The organism is Streptomyces sp. NPDC085481 (genome assembly GCF_044541845.1).
Classification (GTDB): Bacteria; Actinomycetota; Actinomycetes; order Streptomycetales; family Streptomycetaceae; genus Streptomyces.
Window position 1 is genome coordinate 276871 of record NZ_JBITTJ010000009.1, and the last position, 13855, is coordinate 290725.

The 13855-nt window shown below is 73.7% G+C and carries 11 protein-coding genes; 7 read left to right on the forward strand and 4 right to left on the reverse strand.

What is annotated here, in order from left to right; translation table 11 throughout:
- Positions 1-7: 7 nt before the first annotated feature.
- Positions 8-1486, reverse strand: a complete 1479-nt coding sequence (locus ACIGEZ_RS21060) for a sugar transferase (protein ID WP_399833199.1) — start codon at positions 1484-1486, stop codon at positions 8-10.
- A 349-nt stretch (positions 1487-1835) separates the two neighbouring features.
- Between ACIGEZ_RS21060 and ACIGEZ_RS21065 the strand changes: the two genes are divergently transcribed.
- Together ACIGEZ_RS21065 and ACIGEZ_RS21070 are read left to right on the forward strand one after the other, a co-directional pair.
- Positions 1836-2708 carry a glycosyltransferase family 2 protein gene (locus tag ACIGEZ_RS21065; RefSeq protein ID WP_399833201.1) on the forward strand — a complete coding sequence of 291 codons (873 nt, stop codon included), beginning with the start codon at positions 1836-1838 and terminating at the stop codon, positions 2706-2708.
- A 57-nt stretch (positions 2709-2765) separates the two neighbouring features.
- On the forward strand, positions 2766-4040 hold the full coding sequence (locus tag ACIGEZ_RS21070) for a glycoside hydrolase family 6 protein (protein ID WP_399833202.1): 1275 nt from the start codon (positions 2766-2768) through the stop codon (positions 4038-4040).
- 63 nt (positions 4041-4103) lie between these two features.
- On the opposite strand, the gene ACIGEZ_RS21075 is transcribed toward ACIGEZ_RS21070, so the two are convergent.
- Positions 4104-6143, reverse strand: coding sequence for a PQQ-binding-like beta-propeller repeat protein (locus ACIGEZ_RS21075; protein ID WP_399833204.1), 2040 nt, complete (start codon positions 6141-6143; stop codon positions 4104-4106).
- A gap of 103 nt (positions 6144-6246) precedes the next feature.
- On the opposite strand from ACIGEZ_RS21075, the gene ACIGEZ_RS21080 reads away from it, so the two are divergent.
- A complete protein-coding gene (locus ACIGEZ_RS21080) occupies positions 6247-6456 on the forward strand; it encodes a cold-shock protein (RefSeq protein ID WP_399833206.1) in 210 nt (69 codons plus the stop codon).
- A gap of 150 nt (positions 6457-6606) precedes the next feature.
- Here ACIGEZ_RS21080 and ACIGEZ_RS21085 read toward each other — a convergent pair whose 3' ends face one another.
- Positions 6607-7317, reverse strand: a complete 711-nt coding sequence (locus tag ACIGEZ_RS21085) for a TetR/AcrR family transcriptional regulator (protein WP_399833208.1) — start codon at positions 7315-7317, stop codon at positions 6607-6609.
- A gap of 109 nt (positions 7318-7426) precedes the next feature.
- On the opposite strand from ACIGEZ_RS21085, the gene ACIGEZ_RS21090 reads away from it, so the two are divergent.
- Entirely contained in the window at positions 7427-9061 is a 1635-nt protein-coding gene (locus ACIGEZ_RS21090) for an amidohydrolase (RefSeq protein WP_399833210.1), read from the forward strand.
- Positions 9062-9071: 10 nt separating this feature from the next.
- Here ACIGEZ_RS21090 and ACIGEZ_RS21095 read toward each other — a convergent pair whose 3' ends face one another.
- Positions 9072-10133: a LacI family DNA-binding transcriptional regulator gene (locus ACIGEZ_RS21095; protein WP_399833212.1), complete on the reverse strand. Its 1062-nt coding sequence runs from the start codon at positions 10131-10133 to the stop codon at positions 9072-9074.
- Positions 10134-10272: 139 nt separating this feature from the next.
- Here ACIGEZ_RS21095 and ACIGEZ_RS21100 point away from each other — a divergent pair, with 139 nt between their 5' ends.
- The 3 genes from ACIGEZ_RS21100 to ACIGEZ_RS21110 are packed head-to-tail and all read left to right on the forward strand — an operon-like array spanning position 10273 to position 13759.
- Entirely contained in the window at positions 10273-11907 is a 1635-nt protein-coding gene (locus tag ACIGEZ_RS21100) for an ABC transporter substrate-binding protein (protein WP_399833214.1), read from the forward strand.
- Positions 11904-12857 (forward strand): ABC transporter permease, encoded by a 954-nt coding sequence (locus tag ACIGEZ_RS21105; protein WP_399833216.1) that lies wholly within the window; start codon positions 11904-11906, stop codon positions 12855-12857. Before ACIGEZ_RS21100 ends, ACIGEZ_RS21105 begins: the two co-directional genes overlap by 4 nt.
- Positions 12854-13759: an ABC transporter permease gene (locus ACIGEZ_RS21110; RefSeq protein WP_399833217.1), complete on the forward strand. Its 906-nt coding sequence runs from the start codon at positions 12854-12856 to the stop codon at positions 13757-13759. Before ACIGEZ_RS21105 ends, ACIGEZ_RS21110 begins: the two co-directional genes overlap by 4 nt.
- Positions 13760-13855 lie beyond the last annotated feature (96 nt).

Here is a 13855-nt window from a genome sequence, read left to right on the forward strand (position 1 = left end):
GGGCATGTCAGTAGGCGCCTGTGCCGCGTACGACGGCGGGGCCGGTGCGCAGCAGGATCACCGCGTCGAGACCGAGAGACCAGTTGTCCACGTACGCCAGGTCGAGGCGCACCGCCTCGTCCCACGGCAGGTCGGAGCGGCCGCTGACCTGCCACAGACCGGTGAGCCCGGGCTTGACGAGCAGGCGGCGGCGGACCTCGTGGCTGTAGCCGGCCACCTCCTCGGGCAGCGGCGGGCGGGGCCCGATGAGCGACATCCGCCCGCTCAGCACGTTGATCAGCTGGGGCAGTTCGTCGATCGAGTAGCGGCGCAGCATCGCGCCCACCCGGGTGACCCGCGGGTCGTCGCGGACCTTGAAGAGCAGGCCGTCGCTGTTGTGGTTGGCGTCCGCGAGCTCCGCCCTGCGGGCCTCGGCGTCGGGCCGCATCGTACGGAACTTCAGCATGGTGAACTGCTTGCCGTGCAGGCCCACCCGCACCTGCCGGAACAGGGCCGGCCCCCGGCTGCCGAGCCGCACCGCGAGCGCGACCCCGCACATCAGCGGGGACAGCGCCAGGAGCAGCAGCGCGGCGATCAGCCGTTCGGCCAGCTCCTTGGGCAGCCGGGCCAGGCGGGAGAGCCGGGGCGCCCGCACATGGAGCAGCGGGACCCCGCCGACCGGCCGTACCTCCAGGCGGGCGGCGGCCACGTCGCCGAGAGCGGGCGCGAGCAGGAAGTCACCCCCGGCCGCGGCCGTGCTCCAGGAGAGACCGCGCAGCAGCGCCGCGTCGATCTCGGGCGACGGCAGCACGACCACGGTGGTGGAACCGCCGAAGGCCCTGATGGCGCGCGGGACTTCGCCGACCCCGCCGAGCACCGGCACGCCCAGCTCGTCGAGCCCGGTGACCTGCGCGTTCATGGGATCGGTCAGACACAGGCCGGCGATGTCCATGCCCTGAAGGCCGGCCCTGGCGGGGCCGTTCTCCCGGCCGTCGCGCCGCAGGGCGGCGAGCAGTTCGGCGACGCCGGCCGACGGGCCGACGAGGACCGCGGTGGTCCGGTTGCTGCCCTGCGCCCAGGTGCGCCGCAGCCAGCGGCGCATCAGGAAGCGGGCGGCCAGGGTGAGGGCGGCCGCGGTCGGCGCCGCCAGGATCGTCTCGTGCACCAGGTCGAGGTCGCCCGCGAGGCCCCAGCCGAGGGCCGCGGCCAGGGCCGGCAGGACCAGGGCTCCGCGCAGCACCCGCCGGTAGACCCCGGTCCCGGAGCCGAGGGCGCTGCGTGCGTAGGCCCGGTGTCCGTACATCAGCGCCACCCAGGCCGGCGGCAGTCCGAGGACGACGGGCCAGTGGCCGACCGCCCCCAGGGCGGCCAGCGCGGCGACGACGGCCGCGGTGGTGTCCGCAGCCAGCAGGACCAGTTGATGTCTCCTCCGCCACCACAGGCGGTGGACGTCGAAGTGTGTGGATTCGACTCGGTGCCGCTCATGCGTGACCGGCAGAACGGTCATCCATTCCCCCCAAGGGCGCTTCGCGCGCACCCCGTCGAACCCCGGCGCCATCCCCCGAATCCCCGCGAGCGCACAACTCGCGGGCAGGGGAAGGGCAGCGACGGTGCGACGAGGGTACGCGGCTCTTCCGCCTGACTGAACGGTGCGGACCGCGGTCGCAAGTCTCCCCAGCCACGGCCGGAGTCCGCACAGGACGCAGAATCCGCCCGGGACGTCTGTCTTCGTGCCCAAGCGGATCCGGCAGCGCTCAATCTAGACCAACTGGGGCAGGCCATCCAGGAGTTGTGTGAAACTCCTACCGATACTTGAAGGAAATGTAAGAGTGGGGCGCCTTGGTCATACTGTCCCCGTGGCCAGCATCGTGATCCCCGCGCACAACGAAGAACGCACCCTCGGCCGCCTCCTGGACGCGCTCCTGGACGGCGTGGCGGACGACGAGTTCGACGTGGTCGTCGTGTGCAACGGATGTACGGACGACACCGCCCGCGTCGCCGCCGAGCGCGGCCCGCGGGTCCGCGTCGTCGAGACCCCCGTCCCCTCCAAACACGAGGCCCTGCGGCTCGGCGACGAGCACGCCCGCGGCTTCCCCCGCCTCTACGTCGACGCCGACGTCGTGCTCGGCGCGCCCGAGGTGCGCGCCCTGGCCGCCGCACTCACCGGACCCGGTGGCGTCCTCGCCACGGCGCCGGAGCGGGAGCTGCCGATGGCCGGCTGCTCCTGGCCGGTCCGCGCGTACTACCGCGTGTGGCAGCGGCTCCCCGCCGTGCGCGAGGGCCTGTTCGGCCGGGGCGTGATCGCCATGTCCGGCGAGGGCCACGCACGCATCGCCGCGCTGCCGCCCCTGATGGCCGACGACCTGGCCGCCTCCCTCGCCTTCGCCCCGGCCGAGCGCAGCGTCGTACGCTCCGCGCGCGTGGTCGTGCGCCCGCCCCGTACCTGGCCGGACCTGATCCGCCGCCGGGTGCGGGCGGCGACCTCGACGGCCCAACTGGAGGACCACCAGGCGGAGCACCGGACCGCGTCGGCCGGCTCCGCCGCACCGCCCACGGCCCGCACCGGCGTCTCCGACCTGCGCGCCCTGGTCCGCGCCGACCCCGCCCTGCTGCCCGCCGTGATCGTCTTCCTGACAGCGGCGCTCGCGGCGCGCAGGGGCGCGCGGAAGGCCATCAGGGCGCGGGACTTCGACACCTGGCTGCGGGACGAGAGCAGCCGGAACGACTGAGCGCTCCGAAGGCCCCGCCGCTACGCTGCTGGTGATCAAGCAACGGGAGGGGCCCTCATGAACCACCGGATACCCGGCGGACGTTCCGCCGCGCTCGCGGCGGCGCTCGCCGCCTGTCTCACCTGGTCCGCCGTCGCCCCGGCGACCGGGGCCGAGGAGCCGGGCGCGGCGCCGGCGGCCGCCACGCGGTTCTACGTCGACCCCGAGAGCGGCGCCGCCCGCCAGGCGCTCATCGACCGGGCCGCGGGCGACACCGAGAACGCGGCGAACATGGCGGCCCTCGCGAGCTTGCCGCAGGCCGCCTGGTTCACCGGAGGCAGCCCCGCCGAGGTCCGTACGGCCGCGGGCGACCTCGTGGACCGGGCCCGGGCGGCCGGGCAGCTGCCCGTGCTCGTCGCGTACAACGTGCCCGGCCGTGACTGCGGCCTCTACTCCAGCGGCGGCGCCGGGAACTCCGCCGCCTACCGCGCGTGGATCTCCGCCCTCGCCGAGGGCGTCGGTGACGCGCCCGCGGTGGTGGTCCTGGAGCCCGACGGCCTGGCCGCCCTGCCCAAGGACTGCGCCGGCTCGGTCGATCCGACCGGCGAGCTCACCACCGCCCGCCTCGCGGACCTCGCCTTCGCCGTGACCACGCTCAAGCAGCGGCCCGCCACCAAGGTCTACCTCGACGCGGGCAACAGCCAGTGGAAGGCCGTGGGCGACATCGCCCAGCGGCTGCTCGACGCCGGAGTGCGGCAGGCCGACGGCTTCGCCCTGAACGTGTCCAACTTCCAGCCGACCGAGCAGCTGAACCAGTACGGCACCTGGGTGTCCAAGTGCGTCTGGTTCGCCTCCCAGGGCCCCGACTGGGCCCGCGGGCACACCGACTGGTGCGCCAACCAGTACTACTCCGCGGCCGCCCCCAACGACGGCGCCCCCGGCAACGCGGTCTCGGCGACCGACCCGTCCACCTGGCACTGGACGGACGCCTGGTACGACCAGGCCGTCGGCAGCCCCGCCGCCACCGCACTGGCCCACTTCGTCGTCGACACCAGCCGCAACGGCCGCGGCCCCTGGACCCCCGCCCCCGGCACGTACAGCGGCGACCCGGAGACCTGGTGCAACCCGCCCGGCCGCGGCATGGGCCCGCGCCCGACCGCCGACACCGGACTCCCGCTGGTCGACGCGTACCTGTACGTGAAGACGATCGGCGAGTCCGACGGCAGCTGCACCCGCTCCACCGGCGGCACCGTCGACCCCGAGTACGGCGTCGTCGACCCGCCCGCGGGCGCCTGGTGGCCCCAGTTCGCCCACACCCTCGCCCGAAACGCCCAGCCGGCGCTCGCCCCGTAGACGTCAGGGGAAAGAGCGGGGGGCCGTGCCTGATCAGGCACGGCCCCCCATCCGTTCCCAGGGTTACGGAGTGACCGTCAGCGTCGGGCACGCCGGGTCGAGGCGCAGCCGGGCCAGGTCGCGGCCGACCAGGGCCCAGGCGTTGAAGCTGCCGGGCTCGAAGGCGAGCTGGGGGTTGGTGTACCAGTCGTCGCCGAGGCCGGTGGCGATCAGCTTCGGGTCGGCGAGGCCGGGGCCGAGCTGGTGGACGTTGCCGCCGCCGAAGTACGTCGAGGCGAACACCTTGTCCTGGGCCACCTCGATCTCGCCGTAACCGGGCAGGGTGCCCTTGTCCAGGACCTGGCGGGTCGTCACGTTCATCGTGAACCAGCCGGCGTTGCGCTTGAAGACGCCGTACAGGATGCCGTTGTGGACCTTGATGTCCTGGATCGTCTGGTTGCCCGCCACCGGATCGAGCGACCACTTGACGGTCCGGGTGGCGAGGTCGAACGCCGAGACGCTGGCCGCGCTGTTCCAGTCCGCCGGGTCGCCCCCGCCGCCGCCCCGGACGTCACCGCCCAGGTAGACGATGCCGTCCGGGCCGAGGCTCAGGCTCATCAGGCTCTCGTTGGGGATGACGTTGAGGTACACGTCCTTCTGCCCGGTCACCGGGTCGATGACGGACAGCGCCCCCTGCGTGCTGGTGCCGAGCGGGGCGCTCGCCACCAGGAGCCGGTCGGTGGCGGGGTCGTACTCGATGTCCCAGGGGCGCGCCTGGCCGTTGCCCAGGTAGCCGAGGGAGCGCAGGGGGGCCTGCGGGTCCGACAGGTCGAGCTCGACGATCTCGCTGCTCGGGTAGATGGCCGCGTAGAGCTTGTCTCCGCGGCGGGTCAGAGCCTTCGGCTCGCCCGGAACCCAGACGGTGGTCTTGGCGCCGGTGGCGGGCGTGTGGACGGTGAAGGAGAAGTGGCCGCCGACCCAGACGTTGCCCCGGTCCTGGTCGAAAAGGATCGACTGGGGGCGCTCCGCGCCGCCGGTGAGCCCGGCGTTCAGGAGGTTGGTGTACTCCGACTGGCCGGTGGTGACGTCCATCGTCCACACCCCGCCGCTGCCAGAGAAGCCGGTCAGCGTGTTGCCGTCCAGGAACAGACCGCGGGTCTCCTCCTGGGAGCGCGGGATGCCCAGCGACTCCAGCGGCTCTGCCGTGCGGTAGCGGAAGATCTCCCCCTTCGGGCGGGTCGAGATGTACGCGGTGTAGTCGGGGGCCAGGCCGAACGAGTCGATGGACGCGCCCACGTTCACCGTGCGCAGGTCGGTGCCGTCGGTCTTCACGTCGTACAGCGTGTTGCCGGCCCCGGCGCGCACCCGGGTGCGCCCGACGGAGACGGTGGAGAAGCCGGCGGTGCTGGTGGCCAGGGTCTTGACCGCGCCGGTGGACCGGTTGATCGACACCAGCTTCTTGGCCTCGGGCAGGGCCGCGTAGATGTAGGTGTCGTCGACGTCCACGCCGCGCACGTAGCGCTCCGCCGCGTCAGGCACCCAGCTGCGCTTGGCCCCGGTGGCGGGGTTGTACTCCCAGACCTTGCCGTCCGGGTAGGTGCCCGCGTAGACCTTGCCGTCCGGCGCGGTGGCGAGGCTCCAGACGAAGCCGCCCTCGACGCCGAACGAGGCCACACGCGTGATGGTGCCGGTGGCCGGGTCGAAGCGGTACAGGTCCGGCACCGGGTAGGTGCCGATGTAGATCTTGCCGCCCGAGACGGTGGTGGCCCACGCGCCCTCCGGCGAGCCGGCCTCCGGTCCGTCGGGTATCGGGGTCTCGCGCACGACCCGGCGCGTCGCCAGGTCGTACTCGGCGAGCACCGGCGGCTTGAAGCCGCGGGTGACGACGTAGGCGCGCCCCTCGTGCACGGTGGCGCCGACGATCGCGCCGGTCAGCGAGGCGGGTCCGAAGCGCTCCACGCCCGCCCCGCCGCAGTCCGCGGCGACGGCCGCCCGCGCCGCGGGCGCGACGGGCGACACGAGGGTGAGGACGAGCGCGAACAGCGACGCGAGCAGCGCCACGGAACGCGCCGGCGGCCGCCGGCGCGGGGCGAGGCCGGCGGTGCGGCCTTGCGAGTGATTCATGGGCAGGTCCGGTGTGATCGGGAAAAGCGGAACGGGTATCGGAAGGACGATACCGATCACGTTCTGGGCCCTCGGAGGCGCTACGACGAAAGGAAGACCCGCCGTGGAATCAGGCAGGAGCGTCGGCTTTGTGCAGTCCTTCGACCGGCACGCCGGGTACGGGTTCGTCGTCCCGGTCGGCTCGGAGGAACCGGTCTACTTCCGCGCCGAGGACATCGAGGGGGGCGCCCGTTCGCTCTCCGAGGGGCAGCAGGTCACCTTCGTCCTCGTCCTGGGGGACGGGCGGTTCGAGGCGAAGGAGCTCCGGCCCTGAGCCGCCGGACCGGACCGGCGGAACCCTGTAGGGGCAAGTCCCGCGTGAGGGAGAAGAGTTACCTGACGTCGAGCGTGGGGTGGTGCCCCCGGGGCCCAACGGCACCTCGACGTGCGGGAGTCGGCGGGCGAAGAGGCGGTGAACGGGGTCCTATCCGTTCCTGCGCGCCGCGAGCCGCGCGCCCACCGCGTCCAGCATCAGCTCAAGGGCGAAGGGATGCCCGCTGTCCCGCATGTCCGCCGCGAGCAGCGGGAACGTCGCCGCGACGTGCGGGTGGGTGGCCGGCGAGAGCTTCCCGTACGCCGCGTGCCACACCTCCTCATCCGCCTTGCGGGCCGGTTCCGGCAGGGCGAGGGCGGCCGCGTCCAGGGCGGCGAAGGCCAGCGCCTGGTCCACGAACGCGTGGTAGATCCGTACCGCCTCCCCGTCCGGGAAGCCCGCCCGGCGCAGCACCCCGAGGATCGACTCCACCGCCCGGGTCTCGTGCTCGCGCCCCGTCGTGCGGTGCGCGGCGAGCGCCGCCACCTGCGGGTGGGCGAGGTAGGCGGCGTGGATGCGCAGCGCGATCGCACGCAGGTCGGCCCGCCACTCGCCGGTGGCCCGCCAGCCCGCCTGGGCCCGGCCGACCATCTCGTCGGCGAGCGCGAGCAACAGGTCGTCGGTGTTGCGGAAGTAGCGGTAGATCGCGCTGGGGTCGGCGCCGAGGGCCGCCCCCAGGCGCCGTACCGAGAGGGCGTCGGCGCCGTGCTGGGCGACGAGCCGGAGTGCCGTCGCGACGATGACCCGCTCCGACAGGACGGTGCCCTGCTTGGTGGGGCGCCTGCGCCGGCGCCGGTTCTCGGGAACCACCCGTTCGGCCATGGCGGGACCTTATGACAACAGCCTTGACGTGTAAACGCCCACGCCGGTTGCATGGCGCTCCTCGTACCGGCGCCCCGCGCCGGTTCTCTCACCCTCCAGGAGTACGTAGATGAGCACGGCCGACCTGGTCTTCACCGGTGGTCCCGTCTTCACCGGCGACCCCGCCCGCACCCGGGCCACCTCCCTCGCCGTGGTCGGCGAGCGGATCACCGCCGTCGGACACGACGAGGTGCGCGCACTCGTCGGCCCGAAGACCGAAGTCGTCGACCTGGCGGGGAAGTTGCTGATCCCCGGCTTCCAGGACTCGCACATCCACGCGGTGTACGGGGGCATGGAACTGGCCCAGTGCGACCTCAGCGGCACCACCGGTGCCGACGCGTACCTGCGGATCGTCGCGGAGTTCGCCGCCGCGCACCCCGAGGACGCCTGGATCACGGGCGGCGGCTGGTCCCTGGAGAGCTTCGAAGGCGGACTTCCCACCCGGCAGTTGCTCGACGGTGTCGTCGCCGACCGGCCCGTCTGCCTGGTCAACCGCGACCACCACGGATCCTGGGCGAACTCCCTCGCCCTGGAGCTCGCCGGGATCACCGCGGACACCCCCGACCCCGCCGACGGCAGGATCGAGCGCGACGCCGACGGCAATCCGACCGGTGTGCTCCAGGAGGGCGCCGCCGACCTGGTCTCCCGGCTCATCCCGCCCAGCACCGCCGCCGACCGTCTCGCCGGTCTGCTGCGCGCCCAGTCCCTGCTGCACGCGCTCGGCATCACCGGCTGGCAGGACGCCCTGCTCGGCGAGTTCAGCGGCAAGCCCGACCCCTCCGACGCCTACGTCGCCGCAGCCCAGGACGGCTCCCTGACGGCGCGGGTCAACGGCGCGCTGTGGTGGGACCGCGCCCGCGGCGCCGAGCAGATCCCCGAACTCGTCGCCCAGCGCGCCCGGTCGAGCCAGGGCCGGTTCCGCGCCGGATCGGTGAAGATCATGCAGGACGGCATCGCGGAGAACTTCACGGCCGCCATGACCGCCCCGTACCTCGACGGCTGCGGCTGCGCGACCGCCAACACCGGCCTGAGCTTCGTCGACCCCGAGGAACTGCGCGGCCACGTCACCGCGCTCGACGCGCTCGACTTCCAGGTCCACTTCCACGCCCTCGGCGACCGCGCCGTCCGCGAGGCCCTGGACGCGGTCGAGGCCGCCGTCCTGGCCAACGGCCGCCGTGGCAACCGCCACCACCTGGCCCACCTCCAGGTCGTCCACCCCGACGACGTCGCCCGCTTCGCCCGGCTCGGGGCGCTGGCCAACATCCAGCCGCTGTGGGCCGCGCACGAGCCGCAGATGGACGAGCTGACCATCCCCTTCCTCGGCCCCGAACGGGCCGCCTGGCAGTACCCGTTCGGCGACCTGGTCCGGGCCGGTGCCACCCTGGTGGCCGGCAGTGACTGGCCGGTCAGCAGCCCCGACCCGCTCGCGGGCCTCCACGTGGCCGTCAACCGCGCCGAGCCCGGCGCCACCGACGGCCGGGTCTTCCTGCCCGGGCAGCGCCTCGACCTCACCACCGCCCTCGCGGCCTACACGGCCGGGTCCGCGCACGTCAACGGCCTCGACGACGCGGGCAGCCTGCGCGTGGGCCACCTCGCCGACCTCGTGGTCCTCGACCGGGACATCCTCACGGCACCGCCCGAGGAGATCGCCGAGGCGCGGGTGGAACAGACCTTCGTCGGCGGGGCCCGCGTCCACGCGGTCTGAGGCGCCGGTGTCAGGACGAGGCGCGCACCTGGAGGTCCGCGGAGAGCAGCACGCCCGGGGGAGTGCCGCCCTCGCCCTCCAGGGCCGAGACCAGCAGCGCGATGCCCTCCTCGGCGATGTCGGCCGGGCGCAGGCTCAGCGTGGTGACCGGAGGGTCGGTGTACGCGGCCGAGCTGTCCTCGCTCACGCACACCACCCGCACGTCCCCGGGCACCGCGAGGCCGAGCCTGCGCGCCGCGTCCAGGACCAGCGGCGGGCTCGCCTCGGCCACGACGAAGAGCCCGTCGGGCCGGGGTTCGGCGCCCAGGGCCCGTTCGACCGCCCCTGCCACCGGACCGTTGCCGATCTCGGGTACCAGGGTGACCAGCTCCTCGGCCCCGTGCCCGGCGCACCAGTCCCGGTAGGCGGCGAGGACCTCGCGGTGGAAGCGGGTCGTGCTGTCGGGCAGGACGAGCGCGGTCCGCCTCGAGCCCCGCTCGCGCAGGTGGTCCAGTGACCCGCGTACCGCCGCATCGGCGTCCACGTCCACCCAGTGGGCGCCGGGCCGGTCCGCGACCGACGCGTCGCTGAAGACCGGGATGCGGGCGGCGAGGAAGTCCTCCACGAGCGGATCGTCCTCGACCGGGTCGGCGACGATCACCGCGTCCAGCGGCAGCTCCGCCCATTCCCGCTGCAGGCTCCCCGCGGGCAGCATCACCAGCGCGTAGCCGTGCCGCAGCGCGGCGGCCGCGGTGGCGCTGGTGAGCCGGGCGAAGTACGGCGAGTCCAGGTAGGTCCAGGGCTCGCCGGCGAACTCGCCCACCACGTAGCCGATCAGCCGGGCCCGCCCGGCGCGCAGCTGCCGTGCGGTGGCGTTGGGCCGGTAGCCCATCCGCCGGGCGGTCTCCCGCGCCCTCTCCCGTACCGCGGGGGAGAGGCGTCCGGTGCCGTTGAGGGCCGCGGAGACGGTCGTCTTCGACAGGCCCGCCTCGCGGGCCACGTCGACGAGCCTGACCCGGGGTCCGGCCGCCCCCGTGGCGGGTCCGCCGGGCCTCTTTCCGGCATGCCCTCCGGGCTGTTCACGTGTGGTCACGGTCTGATGCTGCCACCTCCGTGACCTCTGCAAAACCGTTCCCGCAAAGTCTTGTGCGGGAACGTTCCCGCATCAATACTCGCTCCATCCCCCACCATCCCCAGCGCCCGTCACTACACCCGTAAAGGGGTGGGTCTCCTTGCGCACGCCCAGACTCCTCGCCACCCTCGCCTGCACCGTCGCCCTCGCCGCCACGGCGACCGCCTGCTCCGGCGCCGCCCAGCCCTCGGGCACGGGCGCCGGCGGGTACACCGTCACGCCGACCTCCCCCGCGGCGAAGGGCCCCCTGCCCTCCCTCACCTGGTCGCTGTACGCCGAGCCGTACACCCTCGACTACGCCCAGGCCTACGACTACCCGCCCAACACGGTCCTCGCGAACGTCTGCGAGCAGCTGCTCCGGGTCACCCCCGACCTGAAGATCGAGCCCGGCCTCGCCGTGAAGTGGGAGAACCCCGACCCGCTGGTCTGGGTGTACACCCTGCGGCCCGGGGTCACCTTCCACGACGGCACGGTCATGACCGCCGACGACGTCGTCGCCTCCCTCAGGCGCCAGATGGACCCGGCCACCGGTTCTCCCTGGGGTTCCGCCTTCAAGAACGTGAAGGCGGTCGAGAAGACCGGCCCCCTCCAGGTCACCCTCCGGCTCACCAAGCCCGACGTGCTCCTCAACGAGCTCATGGCCGCCTCCCCGGGCACCATCGAAAGCGCCGCCTTCCTCGCCAGGACGGGCAAGGAGTACGGCGTCCCCGGCGGCAAGGTCAACTGCACCGGCCCGTACGCCCTCGACAGCTGGCAGCAGGGCGAGTCCATCACCCTCAAGAAGCACCCGGCCTACTGGGACAAGAGGCTCACGCCCAAGACCGACGCCGTCCGCTTCACCTTCGTCGAGGACCCCGCCGCCCGGACCAGCGCCTTCCTCTCCGGCACCGCCGACGGCGGCTACATGGTCCCCTCGGCCTCGCTCGCCCAGCTGCGCGCCACCACCAAGGGCAAGGTCTACTTCGGCCCCAACACCGCCGCCGCCAACCTCGCCGTGCTCGACTTCCACGGCACCCTCGGCGACCTGAAGGTCCGCCAGGCCCTGTCGATGGCGCTCGACCGCAAGAACATCGTCAAGGCCGCCGCCGGCGGCATCGGCGTCCCCGCCAAGGCCCCCACCGCCCGCGGCGCCTGGGCCCTCGTGCCCGAGCGGACCGACGGCTACTTCAAGGCCCTGCCCGAGCCCGTCTACGACGTGGCCGCCGCGAAGACGCTCGTCGACGAGGCCGGCGCCACCGGCAAGAAGGTCACCCTCGTGACCAGCACCCTCGCACCGGAGATCAGCATCGTCGCCAACGCCGTCCAGGCGGCCGGCCGCCAGATCGGCCTCGACGTCCGGCTGAAGTCCGTCGCCCCCGAGGCGTACAGCAGCATCTTCGTCGACCCGAACGCCCGCACCGGCCTCGACCTCGTCATCACCAACGGGTACGACAACACGCCCGACCCGCTGGAGTTCTACCAGTACCTGCGCACCGGGGACTTCGGGAACTACGGCAACTGGTCCGACCCCGTCTTCGACGCCGCCTTCGAGCGCGCCAACGCGGCGGCCGACCCCGGCGCCCGCGCCGACCTCACCGCCGAACTCCAGAAGATCGCCGTGCAGGAGCTGCCCGTCATCCCGCTCTACGAGGCCCCGTACTCCGTCTTCCTCGGCAGCCGCGTCACCGGCGCCCCCGCCGGCATCGCCCAGCTCTACTACCCGTGGGCCGCGACGATCGGTGCCGCCGGCCGATGATCCGCTACCTCCTCGGCCGGCTCGCGGGCCTCCTCGGCGTGCTGCTCGTCACCTCCTTCGTCGTCTTCGCCACCGTCCACCTGGCCCCCGGCGACCCCGTCTCCTTCCTGCTGCACGGCCGCCCCGCCACCCCCGAGACGGTGGCCGCGCTCCGCGCGCAGTACCACCTCGACGACCCGCTCACCGTCCAGTACGCCCAGTGGCTCGGCGGCGTGCTGCACGGCGACTTCGGCCGCTCGGCCCAGTACCACCAGGACGTCTCGACGCTCATCGGCTCCCGCCTCACCGGCACCGTGCTGCTCGTCGGCTACGCGGCCGTCCTCGTCGCCGTCCTCGGCGTCGGTGCCGGGATCCTCGCCGCGCTGCGCCCCGGCATCGTCGACCGTGCCGTCCTCGTCGGCACCGGAGTGGCCACCGCCACCCCCTCGTTCGTCAGCGCCATCGCGCTCGTCTCGCTCTTCTCCGTACGGCTCGGCTGGTTCCCCGGCCCCGGCGGCACCCCCGAGGGGCCGGCCGACCGCCTCTACCACCTCACCCTCCCCGCCTTCGCCCTCGCCACCACCTTCGCCGGACTCCTCGCCCGGGTGACCCGCTCCGCGATGCTCGACGAACTCGGCCGCGAACACGTGGACGTCGCCCGCGCCCGCGGTGTCGCCGGCCGGACCGTGGTGCGCCGGCACGTCCTGCGCAACAGCCTCGGCCCCGTCGTCACCGTCGGCGGCACCATGCTCGCCGGACTCCTCGTCACCACGGCCGTCGTCGAGACCGCCTTCGACGTCCCGGGGCTCGGCTCCCTCCTCGTCCAGGCCGTCACCGCCCAGGACTTCGCCGTGGTCCAGGCCCTCACCCTGCTCAGCGTCGCCGCCTTCGTCCTCGTCAACCTCGCCGTCGACCTGCTCGCCCCCCTCATCGACCCCCGGCTCACCCTCCACGGGGAAGGCACCTCATGACCCTCACCGCAAGCCCGGGAGCCGCCGGCCCCCAGGCGGCCGGCCCCGCCGACGGGCTGCGCCGCCGCCCCGGCCTGCGCCGCCTGCGGGCGCTCGGCCAGGGCCCGATGTTCACGGCCGCCGTGCTGATCCTCGCGGCCCTCGTGCTCGTCGCCGCCCTCGCGCCGCTCCTCGCCCCGTACGACCCCGAGGCCATGGACCTGTCCTCCAGCCTGGCCGGCACCGGCGGCGACCACCTCCTCGGCACCGACCAGTCAGGCCGGGACATCCTGTCCCGGCTGGTCCACGGCGCCCGCACCGGACTCCTCGGACCGCTCCTCGTCGTCGCCGTCGCCACCCTGCTCGGCACCGCGCTCGGCGTGACGGCGGCCTGGCGCGGCGGCTGGGCGGACGCCGTCCTCTCCCGCTCCATGGACCTCGTCTTCGCCGTGCCAGGGCTGCTGCTCGCGATCATGCTGGTGGCGGTGCTCGGTTCCGGCATGACCGCACCCGTGATCGCCATGGCCGTCGCCTACACCCCGTACGTCGGACGGCTCGTCCGCGGCATCGCCCGCCAGGAGAAGGCCCGCCCCTACATCGAGTCCTACCGCGTGCAGGGCTGGTCGGGCCTCACCATCTGCCTGCGCCACCTGCTGCCCAACATCACGCCCACCCTGCTCGCCCAGTCCGCGATGAACTTCGGCTACGCGCTGATGGACCTGGCCGCCCTGTCCTTCCTCGGCTTCGGCGTCCAGCCGCCGACGGCAGACTGGGGCGCGATGATCAACGAGGGCCAGTCGGCACTCCAGCAGGGCGCGATGCTGCCGGCGCTCGCGCCGTCCGCGTGCATCGTCCTCGCGGTGGTGGCGTTCGGCATCGTCGGCGAGGGGATCGCCGACCGGATCGCGAAGCGGGAGCGGTGACCGCCATGACCCGCCCTCAGCAGCCCGCCGTGCCCGGGCCCCACCGCGACGCGCGAACCGGGTCCGGCACGACCCGGCCCCGGCGGCCCGCCGTGC

Excerpts from the sequence above, each read along its gene's own strand:
- ACIGEZ_RS21105 (WP_399833216.1), top strand. The coding sequence starts at position 11,904 with ATGATCCGCTACCTCCTCGGCCGGCTCGCGGGCCTCCTCGGCGTGCTG.
- ACIGEZ_RS21085 (WP_399833208.1), bottom strand. The coding sequence starts at position 7,317 with ATGGCCGAACGGGTGGTTCCCGAGAACCGGCGCCGGCGCAGGCGCCCC.
- ACIGEZ_RS21110 (WP_399833217.1), top strand. The coding sequence starts at position 12,854 with ATGACCCTCACCGCAAGCCCGGGAGCCGCCGGCCCCCAGGCGGCCGGC.
- ACIGEZ_RS21060 (WP_399833199.1), bottom strand. The coding sequence starts at position 1,486 with ATGACCGTTCTGCCGGTCACGCATGAGCGGCACCGAGTCGAATCCACA.
- ACIGEZ_RS21090 (WP_399833210.1), top strand. The coding sequence starts at position 7,427 with ATGAGCACGGCCGACCTGGTCTTCACCGGTGGTCCCGTCTTCACCGGC.
- ACIGEZ_RS21075 (WP_399833204.1), bottom strand. The coding sequence starts at position 6,143 with ATGAATCACTCGCAAGGCCGCACCGCCGGCCTCGCCCCGCGCCGGCGG.
- ACIGEZ_RS21070 (WP_399833202.1), top strand. The coding sequence starts at position 2,766 with ATGAACCACCGGATACCCGGCGGACGTTCCGCCGCGCTCGCGGCGGCG.